A 22,854-nucleotide genomic window follows, 5' to 3' on the forward strand; every position below is an offset into this window, starting at 1 on the left:
GGCCTGTCTACGACCTGTTTGGATGCAGGGGCGTGTGACGCCCCTGTGTCGCTGCGTCCGCAGGTGGCGGAAAGCGGCCCATGCAATCGCGCAGAAGTTGCGGGAACCGGCCCAAACCCTGCGCGGGGTTTTGCCGGTCCTTCCGCGCAAGCTCGGACGGGCGCATGCTTGAACTCCTACCATGAGGAGTTCGAGAGATGTCTGACTACGAACGATGGCAGCAACGGCGCGGCTACGGCATGCCCGTCCATGACGCGGGCAGCGCGGGTCTCTTCTGGGTTCTCGTCGTCGTCGTCGCGCTGGGCGCGCTGGTCTTTGCCGGCTCGCTGGGCAACGGCACCGTGCCGGACCTGTCCGATGTGCCGCAAGGCTTCATCGTGCCGGACGAGCCGGCCGACGACGTGGCAAGCACGGCAGCTGTCGCAGAATAACGCGGTCCGCGCAGGCGGACGTGATCGCAACCTTATGGGCGGGTGCCACGCGGCGCCCGCCCTTGTCGTGCGTGATGCACGCGGAGTCAAAGTCGTGCGTGATGCACGCGGAATCGACGTCGTGCGGGATGCACGCAACATGGAAAGGTGGATGGCATGCTGATCCTGGAATGTCCCTATTGCGGGGTGAAGGGCGAGGAAACCGAGTTCGCGGGGGGCGGTGAAGCGCATTTGAAGCGGTTTGGGCCGGAATCCAGCGATGACGATTTTCACGCGTACCTCTTCAAGCGCGAAAACCCCAAGGGCGTGCACCTTGAGCGCTGGCGCCACACCAACGGCTGCGGCAAGTGGTTTCACGCCGCGCGCAACACGGTGACGCTGGAGGTGTACGGGACCTATTCCGCGCAGACCACCGAGCCGCCGAAGGACATCAAGGACAAGATCTCGGCCAAGGTGCCGGGCTGGAGCTGGAGAGAGTTTTCATGAGCACGCGTCTGGCGAATGGCGGGCGTCTTGTTAACAAGGCGAACGCGATGGAATTCACCTTCAACGGCAAGCGGTTGAAGGGGTACGAGGGCGACACGCTGGCGTCGGCGCTGCTGGCCAATGACCAGATGCTGGTGGGCCGGTCGTTCAAGTATCACCGCCCGCGCGGGATCGTGGCGTCGGGCGGCGAAGAGCCCAACGGCCTGGTCAACATGGGCCGGGGCGAGACGTTCGAGCCGAACCAGCGTGTCACGACGACCGAGCTGTTCGACGGGTTGGAGGCGACGAGCCAGAACCACTGGCCGAGCCTTGAGTTCGACGTGGGCGCGATCAACACCAAGTTCTCGCGGTTTTTGCCGGCGGGCTTTTACTACAAGATGTTCATCCATCCGCGCCCCTTGTGGAAGCACGTCTATGAGCCGTTCATCCGCCAGTCGGCGGGTCTGGGCAAGGCGCCCAAGGACAAGGATGGCGACAAGTACGAGCATCTTTACGCGTTCTATGACGTGGTGGTGATCGGCGGCGGTGTCGCGGGGCTGATGGCGGCCCGCGCGGCGGGCGCTGCGGGCGCCAAGGTGCTGCTGATGGAGCAGACCGCCGCCTGGGGCGGACGGACGCCTGTGGATGGTCCGCTTTACAATGCGACTGTCAATGATGGGCCTGTGGATAAGTTCGTGGATGAATTGGTCGCCGAGCTGGACGATATGCCCAATGTCGAGATGCGCCTGCGTATGATGGGCGCGGGCGTTTACGATCACGGCTACATCCTGGGGTACGAGCGGGTGAACGATCACAACCCTGGGGCACAAGGCCCGCGGCACCGTTTGTGGCGCATTCGCGCAGGCCAGATCGTGACCGCGACAGGCGCGATCGAACGCCCGCTGAGCTTTGCCGGGAACGATGTGCCCGGCGTGATGCTGGCCTCGGCGGTGCGCGATTACGTCGTAAATTATGGGGTTTCCGTCGGGGACCGTACGGTTGTCGTGACCAACAACGACGACGCCTACCTGACCGCGCTGGCGATGAAGGCGGCCGGTCTGGACGTGCCGGCGATCATCGATGCGCGGGCAGCGGGCGCGGGTGTGCTGGCCGAAAAGGCCAAGGCGGCGGGCATTCGCGTGGAAACCGGCAAGGGCATCGCAAAGGTCAAGGGCGGCAAGCGCGTGACCGGTGTGGGTATCTGTGCACAAGCCGGCGAAGGCTCGGTCCTGGAAGAGATCGCGTGCGACGCGGTTGCCATGTCCGGTGGCTGGTCGCCGGTGGTGCATTTGTGGTCGCATTGCGGTGGCAAGCTGATCTGGGACGAGCAGCAGGCGATGTTCCGGCCTGACCCGGACAAGGCACCCACAGGGGCGGCGGGAGAGGCCTATGTCTCGACCGCCGGGACGGCCAGCGGCGAACTGGAGTTGGGCGCGGTTCTGGCCGATGCCGAGGAGGCCGGTCGCGCGGCGGCCAAGGCCGTGGGTAAGACACCGAAGAAGGCGGAGAAACCGAAGGCCGAGGGCGTGCAGAGCAACCTCATTCAGCCGATCTGGATGATGCCGCAGGGCGCGAACGTAAAGCTGCGGATGAAGTCGTGGCTGGATTACCAGAACGACGTGAAGGTCAGCGACGTGCAACTGGCGGCGCGCGAAGGCTATGAAAGCGTCGAGCATGCCAAGCGTTATACCACGCTGGGCATGGCGACGGATCAGGGCAAGCTGAGCAATATCAACGGTCTGGCGATTCTGTCGGATGCTTTGAACCAGCCGATTCCGCAGACTGGGACGACCACGTTCCGCCCGCCCTATACGCCGATTTCCATGGCGTCGATCGCGGGCGAGGCGCGGGGCGAGATATTCCAGCCGCTGCGCAAGACGCCGATGCATGACTGGCACGAGGCGAACGGTGCCTATTGGGAGCCGGTGGGCCATTGGCGGCGTCCCTACACGTTCCGCCAGAGCCCGGGCGAGGAGATCGGTGCCGCGGTGAAGCGCGAGATCAACCAGACGCGCGGGAGCCTTGGGCTGCTGGATGCGTCCACGCTGGGCAAGCTGATCGTGAAGGGGCCGGATGCGGGGAAATTCCTCGATATGCTGTATACCAACATGATGAGCACGCTGAAGCCGGGGCGCTGCCGCTATGGCCTGATGTGCAACGAGAACGGATTCCTGATGGATGACGGCGTGGTGGCGCGGTTGGATGAGGACACGTTCCTGTGCCACACCACCACGGGCGGTGCGGACAGCATCCATGCGCATATGGAAGAGTGGCTGCAGACCGAGTGGTGGGACTGGAAAGTCTATGTCGCCAACGTGACCGAGCAGTATGCGCAGATCGGCGTCGTCGGGCCGAAAGCCCGCAAGACGCTGGAGAAGCTGACCGATGTGGACCTGAGCGCCGAGGCGCTGCCGTTCATGGCGTGGCAGGACATCGACTTTGGCGATGTGAAGGCGCGGGTGTTCCGCATCTCGTTCTCGGGCGAGCTGTCCTACGAGATCGCCGTGCCGGCCAGCCAGGGCCGGGCGTTCTGGGATCAGCTGCTGGAGGCCGGCAAGGAGTTCGGCGTGATGCCTTATGGCACCGAAGGGCTGCACGTGATGCGGGCCGAGAAGGGGTTCATCATGATCGGGGACGAGACGGATGGCACGGTGATTCCGCAGGACCTTGGCATGCAGTGGGCCATCTCGAAGAAGAAGGACGACTATATCGGCAAGCGGGCGCAACAGCGCAGTCATATGGCCGACCCCGAGCGGTGGCAGTTGGTGGGCTTGCAGACGGTCGACGGATCGGTCCTGCCCGATGGCGCCTATTGCGTGGCCGAGGGCGACAACGCCAACGGGCAGCGCAACGTGCAGGGGCGGGTGACCTCGACCTATTATTCGCCGACGCTGGATCGTGGCATTGCCATGGGCCTGGTGAAACACGGGACCGAGCGGATGGACGAGGTGATCGAGTTCGCCAAGGTCGACGGCACCACGGTGCCCACCCGGATCGTCAGCGCGGTCTTTTACGACCCTGAAGGGGAGAAGCAGAATGTCTAAGGCTGTCAGTGCTTTGCAAGGCGCAGTTTATCAAGGCTACGTCGAGGTTCGCGAGATGGGCCTGGTGGGCATGATCACGCTGCGCGGGGATCTGTCCTCGGCCAAGATGAAGAAAGCTGTCAAGGAGGCTTGCGGCGTGGACCTGCCGGGGCAGCGCGAGATCGCGGTGTCGGGCGACAAGGGCGCGGCGTGGATGTCGCCGGACGAGTTGTTGTTGATGGTGCCCTATGAGGGCGTCGGGGATGCGCTGGCGGCAGTCGAGAAGGCGCTGAGCGGCGAGCACTTCCTGGCCGTGAACGTGTCGGACGCGCGGGCTGTGTTCCAGCTGAAGGGCAAAGCGGCGCGCGAGATCATCGCCAAGCTGTGCCCGGTGGACATGACACCCGGCGCGTTCGAGCCGGGTATGATCCGGCGGACGCGCATGGCGCAGATCGCGGCGGCGTTCTGGATGCAGGATGCCGATACGATCCGGGTGGTCTGCTTCCGGTCGGTCGCGGAGTATGCGTTTAACCTGCTCAAGGACGCGGCGGAGCCGGGCGGCGAGACGGGGCTTTTCGCGTAAGCGGTCACGCGTCCCGGGTGACGGGGCGCGTGGGGTTTCCGAGGTTCGGTGTGGTGGGTTTAAAACCCACCCTACGCAGACTGCGCGTTCGCCAATCTGCGGTCTGGCACGTGCGCGGCGTGTGCACTTCTGCGCCGACGCACAGCCCATCCGCAGCGCAGGAACAAAACAACAGCCTTGACGTTGATCCCCTAACGCTACCATGTAGTCGCGAAATATCACCTCAAAGAAAAGGGGGCCCGAAATGGCTTTTGAACTTCCCGACCTTCCTTACGCACATGACGCGCTTGCCGGCAAAGGCATGTCGAAGGAGACGCTGGAATACCACCACGACATTCACCACAACGCCTATGTCAACAACGGCAACAAGGCGATCGAGGGAACCGAGTGGGACGGCAAGTCCATGGAAGAGATCATCAAGGGCACCTATGATCCCAAGGCCGTGGCGCAGTCGGGCATCTTCAACAACATCAGCCAGCTGTGGAATCACAACCAGTTCTGGGAAATGATGACCCCGAACGACAGCAAGATGCCGGGTGAGCTTGAGAAGGCGATCAACGACAGCTTTGGCTCGGTCGACAAGTTCAAGGACGAGTTCAAGGCCGCCGGTGGCGGTCAGTTCGGCTCGGGCTGGGCGTGGCTGGTCAAGGACACCGACGGCAGCCTGAAGGTCACCAAGACCGAGAACGGCGTGAACCCCGTTTGCTTCAATCAGACCGCGCTGCTGGGCTGTGATGTGTGGGAGCATTCCTACTACATCGACTTCCGCAACAAGCGCCCCGATTACCTGGCGAACTTCCTCGACAACCTCGTCAATTGGGAAAACGTCGCAAGCCGCATGTAAGCGCGGGCGACAAATGAAGTATCCTGATTTTAGCCCCCGGCCGGACGGCCGGGGGTTTTCTCGTCGGAGCCATCCCGCATGACCGAAACCGCCAAGGGCGTCGCCGCCATCATCCTGGCCTGCATGATCTGGGGGCTGTCGGGCCTGTTCTACAAGTTGCTGGCCGGGTTGCCGGTGCTGGACGTGCTGGCGCATCGCACGATCTGGGGCGCGGTTTTCTTCTTGTTGGTCCTGAGCGCGCAGGGCCGGGTGGCGGTGCCGTTTCGGGCGTTGCGTTCGGGGCGCACTCTGCGTGTGCTGGCGGCGGCGTCGCTGCTGATCGGGTTCAACTGGATGCTGTTCGTCTGGGCCATCAAATCGGACCAGGCGCTGGAGGCCTCGCTGGGTTATTACATCTTCCCGCTGGTCGTGGTGCTGTTCGGGCTGATGCTCTTTGGCGAACGGCTGGGCCGGGGCGAGACGCTGGCGGTGCTTCTGGTGGCGCTGGCGGTGATCGTGCTGACGGCCGGGCTTGGCGTGGCGCCGTGGATCTCGTTGGGCATCGCGCTGAGCTTCGGGGCCTATGGCGCGGTGAAGAAGCGGCTGGACATGGGGCCGGTGGTGTCAGTCACGGCGGAGTCGCTGTTGCTGGTGGCCCCGGCGCTGGCATGGCTGGCGTGGTCGGCAGCACAGAGCGGGGCGGTGATGGGCGGGTCATTGCCGCTGGCGCTGACACTGATGCTGGCGGGGCCGATGACGGCGACGCCGCTGATCCTGTTCAGCTATGGCGCGCGGCGCATCGACCTGGCGAGCGTGGGCGTGCTGTCCTACCTCAATCCCAGCCTGCAATTCGCCGTGGCGGTCGTGATATTTGCCGAGCCTTTCACAGGCTGGCACATGATTGCCTTTGCCATGATCTGGGCCGCACTGGCGCTTTACAGCCTGGCGCGCTGGCGTTACCGGCCCGTCGCGCCGAGGCCGTCCATCAGGTCCTGAACCGTGTCGACGACGTTCGTGTAGTCGCGCAGGGAGGCGTCGGCGAAACCCTCGTCGATGACATGGTCGATAAGTTGGATGAGCTTTGTCCAGTAGTCTTCTGTATTCAGTAGAAAAACCGGCTTTTCATGCAGGCCGATCTGGCGCCAGGTGAGAACCTCGAAATACTCGTCCAATGACCCTGCGCCACCCGGCAGGACCACCACGGCGTCGCAGTTCATGAACATGACTTTCTTGCGCTCGTGCATGGTCTCAGTGACGATATAGCGGGTGAGGTCGGTCTTGCCGACTTCCCATTTCACCAAGTGATCGGGGATGACGCCGAAGGTTTCGCCCCCCGCCGCCTGGGCCGCGCGCGCCACGGCGCCCATCAGGCCCACGTCGCCCGCGCCATAGACCAGCCGCATATCATGGTTCGCAAGTGCGGTGCCGAGGTCCGTAGCGGCGGCCTCGTAGGCCGGGCTGCGTCCCTTGCGTGAGCCACAAAAGACACAGACGGAACGCTTGGACATGAAATCACCAAAGGCTGAAGGGGCTTGTTTTGACCGTTCTAGCCCGTGTTGCTAAACTCTCGCAACCGCAGAGCTGTCGCGCGGTTGGGGGAAATGTACATGAGCAAGCTGTCTGGCATGACAGGGAGGCAAGGGATCTGGATCGCCGGGGCGGTCGGAGCGGCGGTCGTCGTGGGTGGGTTGATCGCGGCCGAGATGTTCGGCCCGGACGAGGATGCGCCGCAGCCGGCGGGCCTGAGCGCGCCCGAGGCGCAGCCCGACGGCCAGAGCGGCGAGACCGCAGAGGCCGCGCCGGAGACTGAGGCGGAACAGGTGACGACCGACGCTGGCGACGCAGAAAGCGAAGCGGTCACGGAAAAGGCCGAGACCCAACCCACTGAACCCGCACCCGAGATGCCGGGGCCGCCGAAGGTCAACACCTTCCGGCTGGACCCGGATGGCCAGATGCTGGTGGCCGGGCGGGCCGAGCCGGGCTGGGAGACCTCGATCCGGCTGGACCGCGATGTGCTGCGCAGTTTCGTGCCCGAGGGCAACGGCGAATTCGTGGAGTTCGTGACGGTTGATCCGAGCGAGGAGCCGCGTGTTCTGTCGCTGAGCATGCGTTCGCCCGAGACCGGCGAAGACGTTGAAAGCGAAGGGCAAATCATCATCGCACCGCTGCGCGCGGCAAAGCAGCCGGACGCGGCGGCGCCCGAGCCGACGTCGGGGGACACGGTCGCGGCGCTGGAGGCGCCGGCGTCGGGTGGTGCGGAAGACGTGAGCCTCGACGAAGAGGGGCAGCCCGCCGGTCCGACCGATACCGCGACGACGCAGGCAACGGAGTCGGACGAGACCGTTCAGCCGGCAGCGACAGTGGCGGAGGCCGCGTCGGAGGAGACGGCGCCCGGACTCGAGACGGCGATGTTGTCGGATCCGGCAGCACCCGATGGTGACGGTGGGACGCCGGAGGCGGCACCGGAGAGCGAGGCCGGGGACGGCACCGATGCGGTGCAGTCCGGGACGGTGCCCGAGACGGCGGCGGACAGTGCAGCTGGGGCAGGAACCAGGTCTGCCACCGCGACCGAAGGCGATGAGACGGCGACGACGGGCGAGACTGGAGCTGAGCGAGCGGGGGCCACCGGGAGCGAAGGCGATGACACGGCGACGACCGCGACGGCGGGCGAGGCCGGGACCGGGCAGGACGGAACCGGGCAGGGCGACGACACCGCCAACGGCGCGCAGTCCGTCAACAGCCCTGTCCGCGCCGGCACTGACGCGGACGAAAGCCGCGATCCCGCCCCGGGGGCGGCGGTGCTGATGTCCGACGCGGACGGCGTGCGGGTGATCCAGCCCGCGCCGGGAGACGCCAGCCCGGAGGTGATGTCTATCGTGGCGCTGGACGCGATCAGCTATTCGGACAGCGGCAAAGTGGAATTGTCGGGCCGGGGCACCAGCGACGGGTTCGTGCGCGTCTACCTGGACAACAAGCCGGTCACGACCTCGCGGATCGAGGCGGATGGAAGCTGGGGCACGGACCTGCCGGAGGTGGATACCGGCGTCTATACCCTGCGGATCGACGAGGTGGATGCGGAGGGCAATGTCACCAGCCGGGTCGAGACGCCCTTCAAGCGCGAGGACGAGACGCTGCTGGCCGAGGCCACCCAGGCGGGCAAGCTGGTGCAGGCGGTGACGGTGCAGCCGGGCTATACGCTGTGGGGGATTTCGCGGCGCAATTACGGCGAGGGGATCGAGTATGTGCGCATTTTCGAGGCCAATCGCGACCGGATCCGCGACCCCGACCTGATTTACCCGGGGCAGGTGTTTTCCATCCCCGACCAGGTGGTGGCGGAATAGCCCGGGCAAAGGAAAACCCCGACGCGGGATGCGCCGGGGCCTTGTAACTTTCCTTGGCAAGCGCCGTGATCAATGTTGGATCGGGGGATCACGCCGCCGCTCGAAAGAGGGCTCAATCGTTTTCTTCGGCCTCTTCCTCGATATCGTTACCGAGGTTGGACAGGTCGCGCCCGAACCCTTCGGTCGTCTCGCATGCGGCGAGGGCGAAAAGGGCGGTAAGTGCTGCGATGAAACGCATGTCTTTCTCCTGTTAGTCAGGCCCGTTGCCTGCTCTTACGCGGGTAACTCTGGCAGGGCGGGATTGGTTCCAAAGCAAACCCGGAAAACTGCGACACAACTGTGCGGTGGTGCGTCTGGCCTTGGCGGCGGGCTTGGCCTATGTCACCGGAGGGATGAAGGAGATCAGATGCGGCGCAGACCCACGACAGCGACGGAAATGCCGGAAAACGGCCTGCAAGTGATCCGGCGGGTGGCGCCATACCTGTGGCCGGAGGGACAGACCTGGGCCAAGCGCAAGGTGGTGCTGGCGATGATCGCGCTGGTGCTGGCCAAGGTCGTGGCCGTGGGGACGCCGTTTTTCTACAAGGCGGCGGTGGATCAGCTGGCCGGGGAAGGCCAGGAGGCGGCGTGGATGCTGGGCGCGGGCGCGATCGGGCTGACAGTGGCCTATGGCATGGCGCGGCTGATGAACGTCGGCTTCCAGCAGTTGCGCGACGCGATCTTTGCGCCCGTGGCGCAGCGGGGTCTGCGACGGCTGGCGCTGGAGACGTTTCAGCACATTCACCACATGTCGATGCGCTTTCACATGACGCGCAAGACCGGGGGGCTGAGTCGGATCATCGAGCGGGGCGTGAAAAGCGTGGAGTTCCTGCTGCGCTTTCTGCTCTTTTCCGTCGGGCCGCTGATCCTGGAACTTCTGATGATCGGCGTGGTACTGTGGACGCTGTTCGATTTCTCGTACCTTGCCGTGGTGGTAGGGGTGATCGCGGCCTACACGGTGTTTACCTTCAAAGTGACGGAGTGGCGGGTGAAGCTGCGCCGCCGGATGAACGAGCAGGACACCGACGCCAACCAGAAGGCGATCGACAGCCTGCTGAATTTCGAGACGGTGAAATATTTCGGCGCCGAGGGGCGCGAGGCGGCGCGATATGACCGGGCGATGGAAGGCTACGAGACGGCGGCGCTGCAGACATCGTATTCGCTGGCCTTTCTGAATGTCGGGCAAAGCTTTTTGATCACCGGCGGGCTGGTGGCGGTGATGGTGATGGCAGCAATGGGCGTGCAGAGCGGCGCGTTGACGGTGGGCGATTTCGTGATGGTCAACGCCTACATGATACAGATCACCATGCCGTTGAACTTTCTGGGCACCGTGTACCGCGAGATTCGCCAGAGCCTGGTTGATATGGCGGAAATGTTCGATTTGTTGGAGAAAAACCCGGATGTGACCGACGATAAGGACGCAAAAGGTCTGGAAGTTGAAGGTGGGTCGGTGCGGTTTCGGGACGTTTCCTTTGGGTATGACCCCGAGCGACCGATCCTGCACGGTATTTCGCTGACCGTGGCGGCGGGCGAGACCGTGGCGCTGGTGGGCCCGTCGGGGTCGGGCAAGTCCACCATCGGGCGGCTGCTGTTCCGGTTCTACGACGTGAGCGGCGGGGCGCTGGAAATCGACGGGCAGGACGTGCGCGGTGTGACGCAGGAGAGCCTGCACGCGGCCATCGGCGTGGTGCCGCAGGACACGGTGCTTTTCAACGACACGATCGGGTACAACATCGGCTATGGCCGCGACGGAGCCACTCAAGGCGAGATCGAGGCGGCGGCGAAGGCGGCGCAGATCCACGAGTTTATCGAGGGCTTGCCCAAGGGGTATGACACGCAGGTGGGGGAGCGCGGGCTGAAACTGTCGGGTGGCGAGAAGCAGCGCGTGGGTATCGCGCGTACGCTGTTGAAGGACCCGCCGATCCTGCTGCTGGACGAGGCCACGTCTGCGCTGGACACCGAGACCGAGCGCGAGATCCAGGATGCGCTGCGCCGGGCGGGCGAGGGCCGCACGGTGATCACCATCGCGCACCGTTTGTCGACGGTGGCCGATGCGGACCGGATCGTGGTTCTTGAAGACGGGCGGATCGTCGAGGAAGGCACCCATGCCGATCTGCTGGCGCGGGAGGGGCGCTATGCTGGCCTGTGGGCGCGGCAGGCCAGCGAGCGGGAGCGGGCGGCCTGAGGCCGGTTATGACCCCTTGGAGTTGATAAACCATGGTTCGGGGGGATTGGCCCGGCGTTGCTACCGGGCCGGTGAGACACGGCGCTAACGCTGAAACGGCCGGTCCAAGGTTTCAAAACCTTGGGGCGCACCTGCGCTATCTTGGAAATTTTTCCATTTTTCTCAAAGCCTTGACTTTGTCTTATTGATACGTCGCTTCACGCGGCTAATTTGCTCTTCACGTGGTTGGGGGACTGCGTTAGAGCGAGGCTTCTTGGCTCCTGTTTACAAGTTTCTTCTGGTTTTGGTGCGAAAGACCGACGCTAACGACGCGCAAAGCAAGAGGCGACATGTACCACGGGACAATTCTGTATTTTTCAGACGATGGAAGTGTCGCGCATATCTGGTGCGCGAAGGCCGGCAATCCCCTGGTCCGGGCGCGTGAGGCCGATTTTCCCGAGCTTTGGCCGGGGCTGCAGGTTGGCACGAATGTGGTCTTTCACGGCAAGACCGGGGACAGACAATGGGCCGAGACGCTCGACCTGGCGCCGGACGGCGACGCGTGAGCGCCGGGCACGAGGGACGCGGGGCGCGTGGGGTATCACCGACCCTACGCGGGCCTACTCGGCGGCGCGGAGGGATTTTTCTCTGGGCGGGGTGTCGTCATCCTCGTGGGCGCCGTCGGGGATGGTTTCGGTCCAGATGATCTCGGGCGCGCGGACGCGGCCGGCCTGACGCGACAGTGCCCAGTCGCGGGCGGCGCGGCTGGTGCGGCCGAATGACAGCTTGGCCAGAAGCTGCGCCCCCCAGAGGACGTAGGTCGTGGCCCAGATGCGCAGCGCCAGCATGGAGGGCGTGAAGACCAGCGTCAGAACGGTGGCGATGCCGAGGCCGAAGACGACCGCGGTGGCCAGCTGCTTCCACCACAGCGCGGTGGGACTGTTGAAGGTGTAGCCGCCGCCGAAGAAATCGAGGCTGAGGCCGAACATCATCGGTGCAAGGCCCGCCATCGTGGTGATGGTGGTCAGCAGGACGGGGCGGATGCGCGCCTCGGCCGTGCGCGTGATTGCCTCGATCCGCGGCATGTAGCGGGAATATTCCTGGTAGGTGTCGATCAGCACGATGTTGTTGTTCACCACGATGCCCGCGAGCGCCACGATGCCGGTGCCAGTCATGATGATCGAAAACGGCTGGTTCATTACCAGCATCCCGATGAGGACGCCGGTGGTGGACAGGATCACCGCCAGCAGCACGAGGACGGCGTTGTAGACCGAGTTGAACTGCGCCAGCAGGATGATGAACATCAGCCCGAGTGCCCCGAGAAAGGCCTGTTGCAGGAAGGCGCCGGATTCTTCCTGGTCCTCGGCGTCGCCGGTCCATTCATACGAAATGCTGCGCGGAATGTCCGATGAGTCCAGCCATTCGGTCAGGGTTGCAATCCGCTCGTTGGCGGTGAGGGGGACTTGCGTTTCCTCGCCGTTCTCGCCGGTCGTCGTCACGGTCAGGCCGTCCACCACGGCGGCCTTGACGTCGAAATAGCGGGTCTGGTCGACGCGGTCGATCTGGGCCAGTTTCGGCACAGGCCGGCGGGTGATGAAGTTCGACAGCGGCACGAGACCGTCATTGGTGCGGACCTTGAGCGTGTCGAGGGTGGACAGCACGCGGTCCTCGGCGGGCAGGCGGACGCGGATGTCGATTTCTTCGTCCGAGGAGGGCACGCGCATGGTGTCGAGCAGGATGCCGCGCGTCACCAACTGGACCATCGCGCCCACGGTGGCGACGTCCGCGCCGAAGCGGCCGGCCTTTTCCACGTCGACGTCGATCTGCCAGTCGATGCCGGGCAGGGGGAGCGTATCCTCGATCAGTTCGAGTCCGCGGGTCTCTTCGAATTTTTCGCGGGCACGGGCGGTGAAAGCCTGAAGCTCTTCCCAGTTGTCGCCCTTGAGGCGCAGGTGCACGGGCTTGGCCGAGGCGGGGCCCTGTTCCAGCGACAGGATCTCGACCTTCATGCCGGGGATCTGTTCCAGCTGCGCGGTCAGCTGGTCGATGGTGCGTTCGCCGCCGGCCGTGGGGTCGTTGACACGGCGCCGCACATCGTAGTCGAGGAAGGGGATGGTGAACCACGTCTCGTAAGTGGTCGGGCGGTCCTCCCACTTGACCAGCTCGAACTGGACCTGGCCGATCGTGTCGAGCGGGGGCTGCGCGCCACCGGTGTTGTTGTTGAGCCCGCCATCGCCGGCAAAGGAGAAGGCGCTGAGCACGTTGGGATGTTGCAACACGACCTCTTCGGCCTCGCGGACCAGGGCGTCTTTCTGCCCGATCGAGAGGTTGCCGCGGGCGCGGACATAGACGATGGCGTTCTCGGGCTCTGATTCCACGAAGAACTCGGTGCCGTTGTTGTTGTTGACGTAATACATCAGCACCGAGCCGACGAAGACGAAGATGGCGCAGAAGGCCACAAGCGGCATGATCGGGTTGGCGGCGATGGAATGGATGATCCACCCGAAGGGCGAGCGGCGATAGCCTGCGTCGATCCGCTGGGCGCGGTGCAGGCGGGTGTATTGCCGGATCGCGATGGCGGCGAAGACGATGAGCGCGAGGACGATGGCGGCGGCCCAGTCCAGCCCCAAGCCCCATGCGACGCCGATGGCCGCAGCCGCGAAGATCAGGCCACGGGCCACCGGGAAGGGCAGCTTGCGCGCCTGCCAGGTGTCGAGGCTGTCCCACAGCAGCGACAGGCGGCGGAAGAGCGCCAGCACGCACAGAAGCGCGGTCAGCGCGCCGGCGAGGGCCACGCCGCCCGCGATGACCATGCCGAGCCCGAGGCCGAAGGCGGTGAGCAGCGACGGGATGACCGAGCCGAGGATATCGCCGCCGTCCATGCCCGCAAACTGCGCGCCAGCCTGGGCGGCCAGCGGCGGTATGGCCTGCCCGGCCAGCAGCAGACCGCCGACCGCCAGCACCGCCAGTGCGATATGCAGGTACCATCGGGTGGTGGCGATGGATTCGATCCGCTGGGTGAACCAGCGCTCGATGCGGCCCGTGACGCCGCCCATGACGGGCAGGTAGACGAGCGCCACCAGCAGCGAGGCCGACAGCACGAAGATGAGCGTGACGGGCAGCATCATCATGAACTGTCCCGGCACGCCGGGCCAGAAGAGCATCGGCAGGAAGGCGCAGAGCGTGGTGGCGGTGGAACTGACCACCGGCCAGAACATGCGCTTGGCGGCGGCCACGTAGGCGTGCATCGGGCCTTCGCCCTCGGCGATCTGCTTGTCGGCGTATTCGACCACCACGATGGCGCCGTCCACCAGCATCCCCACGGCGAGGATCAGGCCGAACATGACGATGTTCGAGACCGGCACGCCCATCACGGCCAAGAGCGCGAAGCACAGCAGGAACGAGGTGGGGATGGCGAAGCCCACCAGCAGGGCGGGGCGGATGCCCAAGGCCGCCAGCGTGACGATCATCACCAGCGCGATGGCGGTCAGCACCGAGCCTTCGAGTTGCGAGACCATCGAGGCGATGATGCGGGATTGGTCGTTGGAGCTGTCGACCTGTACCGCGACCTGAAGTTCGGACGGCCAGTTGTTCTCGGCCTCGGCCACGACCTCGCGCACCAGCGCGGCCGTGTCGATGATGTTGAAGCCCTTGCGCTTGACCACCTGCAGGGCGATCGCCGTCTCGCCGTTGAAGCGCGCGGTGCCGACGCGGTCCTCGAAGGTGAGGTTGATGCGGGCCAGATCCCCCAGGGTGACCACGCGGTCCCCATTGGTCTTGATCGGCAGGTCGTAGATGTCGCCTGTATCGTCGAAGGACGAGGGTATCTTGACCGAGAAGGCGCCCTGGGCGCTGTCGACCTCGCCCGCCGCGATCAGCTGGTTGTTGTTCTGGACGACGGTCAGCAGCTCGTTCGCGGTGACGTTGTAGGCCTCGAGCCGCAGCGGGTCGATCACGACCTCGACCATTTCGTCGCGGTTGCCGGCTATGCCGGCCTCGAGCACGGGTTCCAGCCCTTCGAGCCGGTCCTGCAGGTCCTTGGCGATGCGGGCCAGCGTGCGTTCGGGCACGGGGCCGGAAAGCGACACGATGATGATGGGAAACTCGGAGAAGTTGATCTCGTTGATCGTGTACTGCTCGGCGCCTTCGGGAAAGTCGGCCTCGGCGGCGTTCATGGCGTCGCGCACGTCGGCCATGATCTGGGACTTGTCCCAGCCGAACTCGAACTCCAGCGCCACGCCGGCATAGTTTTCGGCCGCCGTGCCGGTCATTTCCTTCAAGCCGTCGAGATCCGACAGCTCGGTTTCCATGACCTTGACCAGCAGTTTCTCGGAATCCTCGGCCGAGATGCCGGGGAAGTTCACCGACACGAAGAGCGCCGGGATCTCGATATCCGGCTCGCCTTCCTTGGGCAGGGAGATATAGGCGGTGGTGCCTGCGACGATCGACAGGATGATGAAGGCGATCACCATCCGGGCGCGTTGCGAGGCCCAGTCGACGATGCCCGTCATTGGATCGTCTCCCTGTAGGTGGGCTTGACGGGCACGCCGTCGGCCACGAATTCCTGACCGATGATGATGACGTTCTCGGTGTCGGCGAGGCCGGTGACGAAAACGCCCGTGGGGCTGTCGCGCAGTAGGGTCACGGGCTTGAACTGTGCCGTCTTGCCGGGGGTCACGATGCGGACCCCGAGCGCGCCGTCATCGTCGAGCGTGAGGGCGGACTGCGGCAAAAGATGCGCTTGCAGCCCTTCGGAGTCGATGTTGATCTCGGCGGTCTGGCCGTCGCGCAGGGCGAGATCCTCGTTCGGGACGCGGATGTCGACGCGGAAGGTGCGGGTGGTGGGGTCGGCAGCGCGGGAGATGAAGGTGACTTCGCCTTCGACGGTGCCGCCCGAGGCGAGCCGCGCGGTGGCGGGCGCGCCGAGGGAGACCTTGGCGATCTCGGTTTCGGGGATGAAGCCCACCAGCATGATCGGATCGAGCTGGATCACCGTGGCGCAGAGCGTGCCGGCCTGAAGGAAGCTGCCAAGCTCGGCTGTATCCGATTCCAGCAGGCCCGAGAAGGGCGCCTTGATGGTCAGCCGGTCGATATCCTTGCGGGCCGAGGCCACGGCGGCCTCGGCGCTTTGCACGCCGGAGCGTGCCGCCTCGATGCCCGCGGCGGCGGTTTCCTCGCCCGATTGGGCGGCCTTGAGCGCGGCCTCGGCGCTGGTGATCTGGGCCTTGGCGCCTTCGACGGCGGCGCGGGTTTGCGCGACGCGGGTTTGCGAGGCGAAGCCGTCGGTCGAGAGTGTTTCAGCGGCGTTGGCGTTGATCTCGGCCTCGTTGAGCACCGCGCGGGCCTCGACCAGGCGGGCGCGGCTCTCCTGGATGCGGGCCTCGGCCTCGGGCACGGCGGCCTCGGCCTCGGGGATGCGGGACTTGGCCTCGGCCAGGCGGGCCAGCGCCTCGGCCAGGTTGGCCTCGCGCGTGCCGGGGTCCAATTGGCAGAGGGTTTGCCCCTGTTCGACGAAGGCGCCCTTGCGGATCGGGTCCGAAACGATCTGTCCGGCGGTTTCGGCGCGCAGCTCGACCTGGCGGTCGGCCTCGGTCTGGCCCCTTACTGTGACGGCGCTGTCGATGGTGCGGGCGGTGGATTTCAAGGCCACGACACCCACGGTGCCGTCGCGCTCTTGCCCGGTTTCGGTCAGAGGGTCGCCCGCTTCGGTCTCTTGCGCGACCGCCGGAGCCGGCTGGGAGTCCTCGACCGGGGCGAGCAGGGCGGACATGCGGTCACGCTCCATCACGAGGGCATAGATTGCCGCGCTGACGAGGATGGCGGCGAGGATGGGGAAAAGTCGCATGAAAAGGCTTTCCGGACGTTGTCTAATTTAGTTTACAGGGACGTGACCTGGGAGGCCATGCATCTTTGTGGTGTAATACGCTGAACTATCCGGTTCAGATTAGTCCTTTTGCGCGAACTGTTCAACCCGCCGTGATGCGCCGGGTGGCGCACGGCCGAGGGATGTGGCGGGGATGTATCCGCGCGCCCCTTGGCAGCGCCGGGACGACGCGGTAAGAGGGGCGAACTTTTGGAGAAGGGCAGTGCGCAGTGAGCCAGTCTGACAGTTTCATCGACGAGGTGACCGAGGAAGTCCGCCGCGACCGTCTGTACCGCAATTTCAGGCGCTATGGCTGGATCGGCATCCTGGCGGTGCTGCTGTTGGTGGGGGGCGCGGCCTATAACGAGTGGCGCAAGGCGCAGGAGCGCGCCGAGGCGCAGGCGCTGGGCGATGCGATCATCGCCGCGCTGGGCGAGGAAGAGCGTGCGGCCCGCAATGCGGCGCTTGACGCGATCCAGACAGAGACCGGCGGCGCGCGGGCGATTGTCGGCCTGCTGGCGGCGGGCGAGGGCGGTGCGGAGATGGCGCCCGAGACGGCCGAACAGCTGTTGAGCCTGGCCGATTCCGCCGAGGTCCCGCTGGTTTACCGCCAGATTGCGACCCTGAAGGCGGTGGCGCTGCCGGGCTCCGGCCTGAGCGCCGAGGATAAGCGCAGCCGGCTGGAGGGCATGGCCGCGAGCAGCGGAATCGTGCGCTTGCTGGCCGAGGAGCAGCTGGCGCTGGTCGACCTGGAAACGGGCGACCGGGATGCCGCGCTGGAGCGTTTGCGGGGTATTTACGAAAGCGCGGAAGCCACAGCGGGCTTGCGTCGACGCGCCGAGCAGTTGATTGTTGCGCTGGACGGTGACATTGAAGAAGAGCCGGGCGGCACGGCCGACGGCAACTAAGGTTTGCGGCACCCCTGAGGGGGCGACGCCTGAGGACAGTACGGGGGCGACAGCGGTGAAGACGTTAGCGGGAGTGATTGGCCTGAGTGCGCTGTGCCTTGTTGCGGCCTGTGCCAAGAAGGAAAACATCCTGACCGGCGAACGGCTGGAGGTCAGCGAGATCCTGCAGACCGAGCAGGGCGAACCGGACCTGGCCCCGCAGACAGTGTCGGGCAGCGTGCCGCGGCTTGCCCTTCCGGCGGCGCGCAGCAACGCCAGCTGGACCCAGAGCATTTCCAACGCCCGCACCCGCGTGGCGCACCCGGCCCTGCGCGGCACGCCCCAGCTGGCCTGGACGGCGAATATCGGCCAGGGTGACGGGCGCAAGTCGCGCATTACCGCCGATCCGGTCGTGGGCGGCGGCATGGTCTACACGCTGGATGCACGAGCGCAGGTGTCGGCCTTTACCACGGCGGGTCAGCAGGTCTGGACCCGTGACCTGGTGCCCGAGAACGACAACAGCATCGACGGCAGCGGCGGCGGTCTGGCCTATGATAACGGGCAGCTTTTCGTCTCGTCGGGCTTTGGCCTTCTGACCGCGCTGGACGCCTCGACCGGCGCCGAGCAGTGGCAGCAGAACCTGCGCGCCACCGGATCAGGCAGCCCCACCGTGGCGGGGGACCTGGTCTATGTGGTGGCGGGCGACGAACTGGCTTGGGCGCTGGACCGCACCGACGGGCGCATCGCTTGGCAGTTGGAGGCGCGACCCGACATCCAGAACGTGCTGGGCGCGCCGTCGCCGGCGATCTCGGACAAGTACGTGGTCTTCGGCTTTGGTTCGGGCGAGGTTCAGGGCGCGTTCCTGAAAGGCGGGCTGCGGCGCTGGACCACCCAGATCGCGGGTAGGCGGCAGGGCTATTCCAGTGGCCAGATCGCGGACACGACCGGCGAGCCGGTGATCGACGGCAACACGATATTCGCGGGCAATCACACCGGGCGCACCGTGGCGCTGAACCTTGGCAATGGCGAGCGTCTGTGGACCGCCGCCGACGGGCCGCTGAACCGGGTGTGGCCGGCGGGTGATTCCATCTTCATGGTGTCTGATCGGAACGAACTGCTGCGGCTGGCCAAGTCCGACGGGCGCCGCCTGTGGGACGTGAAGTTGCCGTTCTTCACCAAGTCGAAGCCTAGGAAACAGGCGCGGATCTTTGCCCATTACGGGCCGATCATTGCCGGGGGCCGCCTGATCATCGCGTCAAGCGACGGTTTGATGCGGTTCTATGACCCCACGAATGGCGCATCGCTGGGACAGGTGCAGATGCCGGGCGGGGCGACGACCAACCCGGTGGTGGCCGGAGGCACGCTTTATGTCGTGTCGTCCAAGGGCCAGTTGATGGCTTTCCGTTAAGCCGGACATGGTGTAACAGGGCGCTTTCGTGGCGGCCCTGATACGCAGGGTCCGCGCGGTTCATCCGATCCGGAGCCTGACAAGATGAGTTTCACACTGGCAATCGTGGGCCGCCCCAACGTGGGCAAATCCACGCTGTTCAACCGGCTTGTGGGCAAGCGGCTGGCGCTGGTCGACGACCAGCCGGGCGTGACGCGCGACCTGCGGGAAGGCGATGCGCGGCTGGCCGACCTGCGATTCACGGTGATCGACACCGCGGGGCTGGAGGATGCCACCGACGACAGCCTCGAGGGCCGGATGCGCAAGCTGACCGAGCGGGCGGTGGACATGGCCGATGTGTGCCTGTTCCTGATCGACGCGCGGGCCGGGGTGACGGCGCTTGACGAAATGTTCGCCGAGATCCTGCGCAAGCGGGCGGATCACGTCTTTGTCGCCGCCAACAAGTCCGAGGGCAGTGCTGCCGATGCCGGGGTGCTGGAGGCCTATTCGCTGGGGCTCGGCGAGCCGATCCGCATGTCGGCCGAACATGGCGAGGGGATGCACGACCTTTACACGGCGCTGTTGCCGCTGGCCGACGGCTATGCCGAGAGGGCCGAGGCGGAAGCGCCAGAGGTGGACGTGATCGTTGACGAGGACGGCGAGGCGGACCCCGAGGGCGTGCGCAAGCCCACCAAGGCGCGGCCCCTGCAGGTGGCCGTGGTAGGGCGGCCCAATGCGGGCAAGTCCACGCTGATCAACAAGATCCTGGGCGAGGATCGGCTGTTGACCGGACCCGAGGCGGGGATCACGCGCGATGCCATTTCGGTCCAGATGGACTGGGACGGGCTGCCCGTGCGGATTTTCGACACGGCGGGGATGCGCAAGAAGGCCAAGGTGCAGGCGAAGCTGGAAAAACTGTCGGTGAGCGACGGCCTGCGGGCGGTGAAGTTCGCCGAGGTCGTGGTGGTGCTATTGGACGCGGCGATTCCGTTCGAGCAGCAGGACCTGCGCATCGCGGACCTGGCCGAGCGCGAGGGGCGTGCGGTGGTGGTCGCGGTGAACAAGTGGGACATCGAGGACGACAAGCAGGGCAAGCTGCGCGACCTGCGCGAGGCGTTCGAGCGGCTGTTGCCGCAGCTGCGCGGCGCGCCGCTGGTCACGGTTTCGGCCAAGACGGGCAAGGGGCTGGACCGGCTGCACGGCGCCGTCGAGAAGGCCTATGACGTGTGGAACCGGCGGGTCAGCACCGCGCGGCTCAACCGCTGGCTGACAGGGGTGCTGGAGGCGCATCCGCCCCCCGCGCCGGGCGGGCGGCGGATCAAGCTGCGCTACATGACGCAGGCCAAGACGCGGCCGCCGGGTTTCGTGGTAATGTGCAGCCATCCCGACAAGATGCCGGCGAGCTATTCGCGCTATCTTGTCAACGGGTTGCGGGACGATTTCGACATGCCGGGCACGCCCATTCGCCTGACCCTGCGGTCGCAATCGGACAAGAACCCGTACAAGGCGAAGAAGAAAGCCGGTCCGTCGAAGCTGCGCAAGCACATCAAGGGGCGCGGGTCTAGCTGAGGCGGTCGGGCCGCTTGCGCAGGGCGAGGATCGCGAGGGCCACGACCCCCGCGCCGCAGAGGACCAGCACCGGCGAGTTGACGGGATCGGCATTGGCGAAAGCGATGCCGACCAGTGCCCAGATGACAGCGGCGGCGTATTCCGGTGTGTCGGGGCGCAGCGTCAGCAGGGCGGCCGCGAGGATGAGAGCCAGCACGATCATGGCGATGGCCGCGGTCTGTTCCGAGACATAGCCGTAGCCTGCCAGCAGCAGGCCGAGCGCCACGCAGGACGCCGCCGTCAGCCAGCCGGTATAGAGCGCGATCGGCGTGCGCAGCCAGATCCGGTCGCGTCGCCCCATGCGCAGGAAAGCCAGAGCGGCGCTGGCCCACATGATCCAGATGAGAACGGTTGCCCAGGCGGGATTGATATTGGCCACCGGAATCCACGCGGCCCCTATGACGAGGCTGGTGATATAGGGCCAGCGCATCGCGTCCCAGGCTGGGTCGTCGTAGCGGTTGAGAAGCCCGAACAGCGCTCCGGCCAGAAGCCAGATATAGATCAGTCCCCAGATCGAGAACGCAAAGCCCGCCGGCTGTACCGGGGGATTGTCCTGCGGGATCGGGAATTGCCCGGCGCTGAACCCGTTGAAGCCGGAACTGTAGACCGGGGACAGCGCGAAGAGGATGGCGGCAACGAGTGCGAAGACGGCCTTGACCTTGTGCATGGGGGCCCTTTCGGCGATTTCGGGAACACGATGTGTCGGCTGTCATGTTGTTCTTGCAAACGACTGAAATAGTTCCAAATTAGAGACGTCAATGGTAGTATTGCGTGCGTTCGTTCAAGATGTTTTCGGCCTGTGGGGGCGCTGGACCATGACCATCCGCGATTATCTGAAAGACTATACCGGCAAGTCCGACGCCATGGGCGCGCTGAGCCTTGGCGCCACATTCGCGGTTTACTTCGCGGCACTTGGGCTGGGGGCCCGGGCCTGGCCCGCGTGGTGGGCGGTGCTGCCTTGCGTGGTCGTGCTCGCCTTCGCATCTGTGCGGCTCTACGTGCTGCAGCATGATTGCGGGCATTATTCGCTGTTTGCCACCCGGCGGTGGAACGACGTGGCGGGGCATGTCCTGTCGGTGTTTTCGCTGACGCCTTACCGGGTGATGCAGTTCAATCACAACCAGCATCATGCCTATCTCGGCAACCTGGAGCATCGCGAGACCACCGAGGTTTACACGATGACATTACAGGAGTGGAACGCGGCAGGACGGGCGACGCGGACCTGGTACCGGATCTATCGCAACCCGGTCGTGATGCTGAGCCTGGGCGGGATCTATGCCTATTTCATTGTCTATCGCTGGCCGGCGAACACGCGGCGGGTCGGTCCGTGGGGCGTGGTGGCGCATAACATCGCCGTCGCGGCCTATGTCGCCATTGTCTGGGCGCTTTTGGGCGTGCCGGGACTGGTGGTGCTGGGCGCAAGTGCGGTGCTGGCGGGTGTGATCGGCGTGTTCCTGGTCTATTTGCAGCACAATTTCGAGGACACCTACTGGGACCGCAAGCCGGACCTGGATTTCCGCAAGGCGACGCTGAAAGGCTCGTCGAGCCTGGATTTGGGACATTGGTGGGATATCGGGACGGGCAACATCGCCTATCACGATCTGCATCACTACAACCCGCAGATCCCGTCCTATAACCTGCGCCGGGCGCAGAAGAACCTGCCCGACGGGTTGCGGGTGCATGACGAGATCCGCTGGCCCGAGGCGCTGGCCAGTTTCCGGCGGAAGCTGTGGGATGAAGAGAGCGGCAAGCTTGTGCCGTTTCCGCGCCGGCGCAGCCTGCGTCGTGCAGCGGCGGGGGCCTGAAATTCTTCCTACGAAGAATTTCAGGTGAGATTATTCGTACGAATAATCTGGTGCGTCAGACCTTTTCGACGGTGACGTCGTCGGAGGAATAGAAGGCGAGGTGGTCCTTGATGCGGGCCACGTCGGACTTGGGCTCTTCATAGCTCCAGGCCGCGTTTTCCAGGGTCTTGCTCTTGGTGACGATCGAGAAGTAGCTGGCCTCGCCCTTGTGCGGGCAGGTGGTGCGGTGATCGCTTTCGTCGAGGAACGCCATGGCGATGTCTTCGCGCGGGAAATAGATCACATCGTTCAGGCCTTCCTCGGCCAGAACCAGCGCGTTCCTGCTTTCGACCAGTACCGCGCCGCCTGCGCGGACCGTCCATGTGCCGTCTGCCTTGTGGATCGTGATCTTTGCCATTTTTCTTGTCCTTCCCTCGTGCAATGTCATAGGCACCG

The 22,854-nt window shown here is 65.2% G+C and carries 19 protein-coding genes; 13 read left to right on the top strand and 6 right to left on the bottom strand.

Going from position 1 to position 22,854, the window contains the following annotated elements; genetic code table 11:
- The first annotated feature begins 197 nt into the window (after positions 1 to 197).
- The 6 genes from PVV74_RS11305 (at position 198) to rarD (ending at position 6,321) form a co-directional block, all read left to right on the top strand.
- On the top strand, positions 198 to 431 hold the full coding sequence (locus tag PVV74_RS11305) for a hypothetical protein (RefSeq protein WP_103764040.1): 234 nt from the start codon (positions 198 to 200) through the stop codon (positions 429 to 431).
- Positions 432 to 587: 156 nt separating this feature from the next.
- The gene (locus PVV74_RS11310; RefSeq protein ID WP_103764101.1) at positions 588 to 917 is read left to right on the top strand and encodes a sarcosine oxidase subunit delta; all 330 of its coding nucleotides are present in this window, start codon (positions 588 to 590) and stop codon (positions 915 to 917) included.
- Positions 914 to 3,940 (top strand): sarcosine oxidase subunit alpha family protein, encoded by a 3,027-nt coding sequence (locus PVV74_RS11315; protein ID WP_274593257.1) that lies wholly within the window; start codon positions 914 to 916, stop codon positions 3,938 to 3,940. The genes PVV74_RS11310 and PVV74_RS11315 overlap by 4 nt, the downstream gene beginning before the upstream one ends.
- A complete protein-coding gene (locus tag PVV74_RS11320; RefSeq protein WP_274593258.1) occupies positions 3,933 to 4,502 on the top strand; it encodes a sarcosine oxidase subunit gamma in 570 nt (189 codons plus the stop codon). Before PVV74_RS11315 ends, PVV74_RS11320 begins: the two co-directional genes overlap by 8 nt.
- A 244-nt stretch (positions 4,503 to 4,746) precedes the next feature.
- Entirely contained in the window at positions 4,747 to 5,346 is a 600-nt protein-coding gene (locus PVV74_RS11325) for a superoxide dismutase (protein ID WP_103764037.1), read from the top strand.
- A 78-nt stretch (positions 5,347 to 5,424) separates the two neighbouring features.
- Complete coding sequence (gene rarD, locus PVV74_RS11330; RefSeq protein ID WP_274593259.1) at positions 5,425 to 6,321, top strand: EamA family transporter RarD; 897 nt, start codon at positions 5,425 to 5,427, stop codon at positions 6,319 to 6,321.
- On the opposite strand, the gene PVV74_RS11335 is transcribed toward rarD, so the two are convergent.
- On the bottom strand, positions 6,282 to 6,833 hold the full coding sequence (locus PVV74_RS11335) for a TIGR00730 family Rossman fold protein (protein ID WP_274593260.1): 552 nt from the start codon (positions 6,831 to 6,833) through the stop codon (positions 6,282 to 6,284). The genes rarD and PVV74_RS11335 overlap by 40 nt on opposite strands.
- 99 nt (positions 6,834 to 6,932) lie before the next feature.
- Here PVV74_RS11335 and PVV74_RS11340 point away from each other — a divergent pair, with 99 nt between their 5' ends.
- Entirely contained in the window at positions 6,933 to 8,666 is a 1,734-nt protein-coding gene (locus PVV74_RS11340) for a LysM peptidoglycan-binding domain-containing protein (protein WP_274593261.1), read from the top strand.
- Positions 8,667 to 8,778: 112 nt separating this feature from the next.
- On the opposite strand, the gene PVV74_RS11345 is transcribed toward PVV74_RS11340, so the two are convergent.
- Entirely contained in the window at positions 8,779 to 8,904 is a 126-nt protein-coding gene (locus PVV74_RS11345) for an entericidin A/B family lipoprotein (protein ID WP_103764034.1), read from the bottom strand.
- A 168-nt stretch (positions 8,905 to 9,072) separates the two neighbouring features.
- Here PVV74_RS11345 and PVV74_RS11350 point away from each other — a divergent pair, with 168 nt between their 5' ends.
- Complete coding sequence (locus PVV74_RS11350) at positions 9,073 to 10,890, top strand: ABCB family ABC transporter ATP-binding protein/permease (RefSeq protein WP_274593262.1); 1,818 nt, start codon at positions 9,073 to 9,075, stop codon at positions 10,888 to 10,890.
- Positions 10,891 to 11,219: 329 nt separating this feature from the next.
- Positions 11,220 to 11,435, top strand: coding sequence for a hypothetical protein (locus tag PVV74_RS11355; RefSeq protein ID WP_274593263.1), 216 nt, complete (start codon positions 11,220 to 11,222; stop codon positions 11,433 to 11,435).
- A gap of 54 nt (positions 11,436 to 11,489) precedes the next feature.
- Here PVV74_RS11355 and PVV74_RS11360 read toward each other — a convergent pair whose 3' ends face one another.
- Both PVV74_RS11360 and PVV74_RS11365 read right to left on the bottom strand, forming a co-directional pair.
- Complete coding sequence (locus tag PVV74_RS11360; RefSeq protein WP_274593264.1) at positions 11,490 to 15,380, bottom strand: efflux RND transporter permease subunit; 3,891 nt, start codon at positions 15,378 to 15,380, stop codon at positions 11,490 to 11,492.
- Entirely contained in the window at positions 15,377 to 16,714 is a 1,338-nt protein-coding gene (locus PVV74_RS11365; protein WP_274593265.1) for an efflux RND transporter periplasmic adaptor subunit, read from the bottom strand. Before PVV74_RS11365 ends, PVV74_RS11360 begins: the two co-directional genes overlap by 4 nt.
- Before the next feature lie 248 nt (positions 16,715 to 16,962).
- On the opposite strand from PVV74_RS11365, the gene PVV74_RS11370 reads away from it, so the two are divergent.
- From PVV74_RS11370 to der, 3 genes are all read left to right on the top strand, one after another.
- Positions 16,963 to 17,640, top strand: coding sequence for a hypothetical protein (locus PVV74_RS11370; RefSeq protein WP_274593266.1), 678 nt, complete (start codon positions 16,963 to 16,965; stop codon positions 17,638 to 17,640).
- 55 nt (positions 17,641 to 17,695) lie between these two features.
- The gene (locus tag PVV74_RS11375) at positions 17,696 to 19,027 is read left to right on the top strand and encodes a PQQ-like beta-propeller repeat protein (protein WP_245890513.1); all 1,332 of its coding nucleotides are present in this window, start codon (positions 17,696 to 17,698) and stop codon (positions 19,025 to 19,027) included.
- Positions 19,028 to 19,111: 84 nt separating this feature from the next.
- Positions 19,112 to 20,575, top strand: a complete 1,464-nt coding sequence (gene der, locus PVV74_RS11380; RefSeq protein ID WP_274593267.1) for a ribosome biogenesis GTPase Der — start codon at positions 19,112 to 19,114, stop codon at positions 20,573 to 20,575.
- On the opposite strand, the gene PVV74_RS11385 is transcribed toward der, so the two are convergent.
- A complete protein-coding gene (locus tag PVV74_RS11385; protein WP_103764027.1) occupies positions 20,568 to 21,281 on the bottom strand; it encodes a hypothetical protein in 714 nt (237 codons plus the stop codon). The genes der and PVV74_RS11385 overlap by 8 nt on opposite strands.
- Positions 21,282 to 21,429: 148 nt before the next feature.
- On the opposite strand from PVV74_RS11385, the gene PVV74_RS11390 reads away from it, so the two are divergent.
- Positions 21,430 to 22,419 (top strand): fatty acid desaturase, encoded by a 990-nt coding sequence (locus tag PVV74_RS11390; protein ID WP_274593268.1) that lies wholly within the window; start codon positions 21,430 to 21,432, stop codon positions 22,417 to 22,419.
- 55 nt (positions 22,420 to 22,474) lie between these two features.
- On the opposite strand, the gene PVV74_RS11395 is transcribed toward PVV74_RS11390, so the two are convergent.
- A complete protein-coding gene (locus PVV74_RS11395; RefSeq protein ID WP_274593269.1) occupies positions 22,475 to 22,816 on the bottom strand; it encodes a DUF427 domain-containing protein in 342 nt (113 codons plus the stop codon).
- Positions 22,817 to 22,854 lie beyond the last annotated feature (38 nt).

The organism is Roseovarius sp. SK2 (assembly GCF_028807495.1).
GTDB lineage: Bacteria > Pseudomonadota > Alphaproteobacteria > Rhodobacterales > Rhodobacteraceae > Roseovarius > Roseovarius confluentis.

Excerpts from the sequence above, each read along its gene's own strand:
- PVV74_RS11305 (WP_103764040.1), top strand. The coding sequence starts at position 198 with ATGTCTGACTACGAACGATGGCAGCAACGGCGCGGCTACGGCATGCCC.
- PVV74_RS11310 (WP_103764101.1), top strand. The coding sequence starts at position 588 with ATGCTGATCCTGGAATGTCCCTATTGCGGGGTGAAGGGCGAGGAAACC.
- PVV74_RS11315 (WP_274593257.1), top strand. The coding sequence starts at position 914 with ATGAGCACGCGTCTGGCGAATGGCGGGCGTCTTGTTAACAAGGCGAAC.
- PVV74_RS11320 (WP_274593258.1), top strand. The coding sequence starts at position 3,933 with ATGTCTAAGGCTGTCAGTGCTTTGCAAGGCGCAGTTTATCAAGGCTAC.
- PVV74_RS11325 (WP_103764037.1), top strand. The coding sequence starts at position 4,747 with ATGGCTTTTGAACTTCCCGACCTTCCTTACGCACATGACGCGCTTGCC.
- rarD (WP_274593259.1), top strand. The coding sequence starts at position 5,425 with ATGACCGAAACCGCCAAGGGCGTCGCCGCCATCATCCTGGCCTGCATG.
- PVV74_RS11335 (WP_274593260.1), bottom strand. The coding sequence starts at position 6,833 with ATGTCCAAGCGTTCCGTCTGTGTCTTTTGTGGCTCACGCAAGGGACGC.
- PVV74_RS11340 (WP_274593261.1), top strand. The coding sequence starts at position 6,933 with ATGAGCAAGCTGTCTGGCATGACAGGGAGGCAAGGGATCTGGATCGCC.
- PVV74_RS11345 (WP_103764034.1), bottom strand. The coding sequence starts at position 8,904 with ATGCGTTTCATCGCAGCACTTACCGCCCTTTTCGCCCTCGCCGCATGC.
- PVV74_RS11350 (WP_274593262.1), top strand. The coding sequence starts at position 9,073 with ATGCGGCGCAGACCCACGACAGCGACGGAAATGCCGGAAAACGGCCTG.
- PVV74_RS11355 (WP_274593263.1), top strand. The coding sequence starts at position 11,220 with ATGTACCACGGGACAATTCTGTATTTTTCAGACGATGGAAGTGTCGCG.
- PVV74_RS11360 (WP_274593264.1), bottom strand. The coding sequence starts at position 15,380 with ATGACGGGCATCGTCGACTGGGCCTCGCAACGCGCCCGGATGGTGATC.
- PVV74_RS11365 (WP_274593265.1), bottom strand. The coding sequence starts at position 16,714 with ATGCGACTTTTCCCCATCCTCGCCGCCATCCTCGTCAGCGCGGCAATC.
- der (WP_274593267.1), top strand. The coding sequence starts at position 19,112 with ATGAGTTTCACACTGGCAATCGTGGGCCGCCCCAACGTGGGCAAATCC.
- PVV74_RS11385 (WP_103764027.1), bottom strand. The coding sequence starts at position 21,281 with ATGCACAAGGTCAAGGCCGTCTTCGCACTCGTTGCCGCCATCCTCTTC.
- PVV74_RS11390 (WP_274593268.1), top strand. The coding sequence starts at position 21,430 with ATGACCATCCGCGATTATCTGAAAGACTATACCGGCAAGTCCGACGCC.
- PVV74_RS11395 (WP_274593269.1), bottom strand. The coding sequence starts at position 22,816 with ATGGCAAAGATCACGATCCACAAGGCAGACGGCACATGGACGGTCCGC.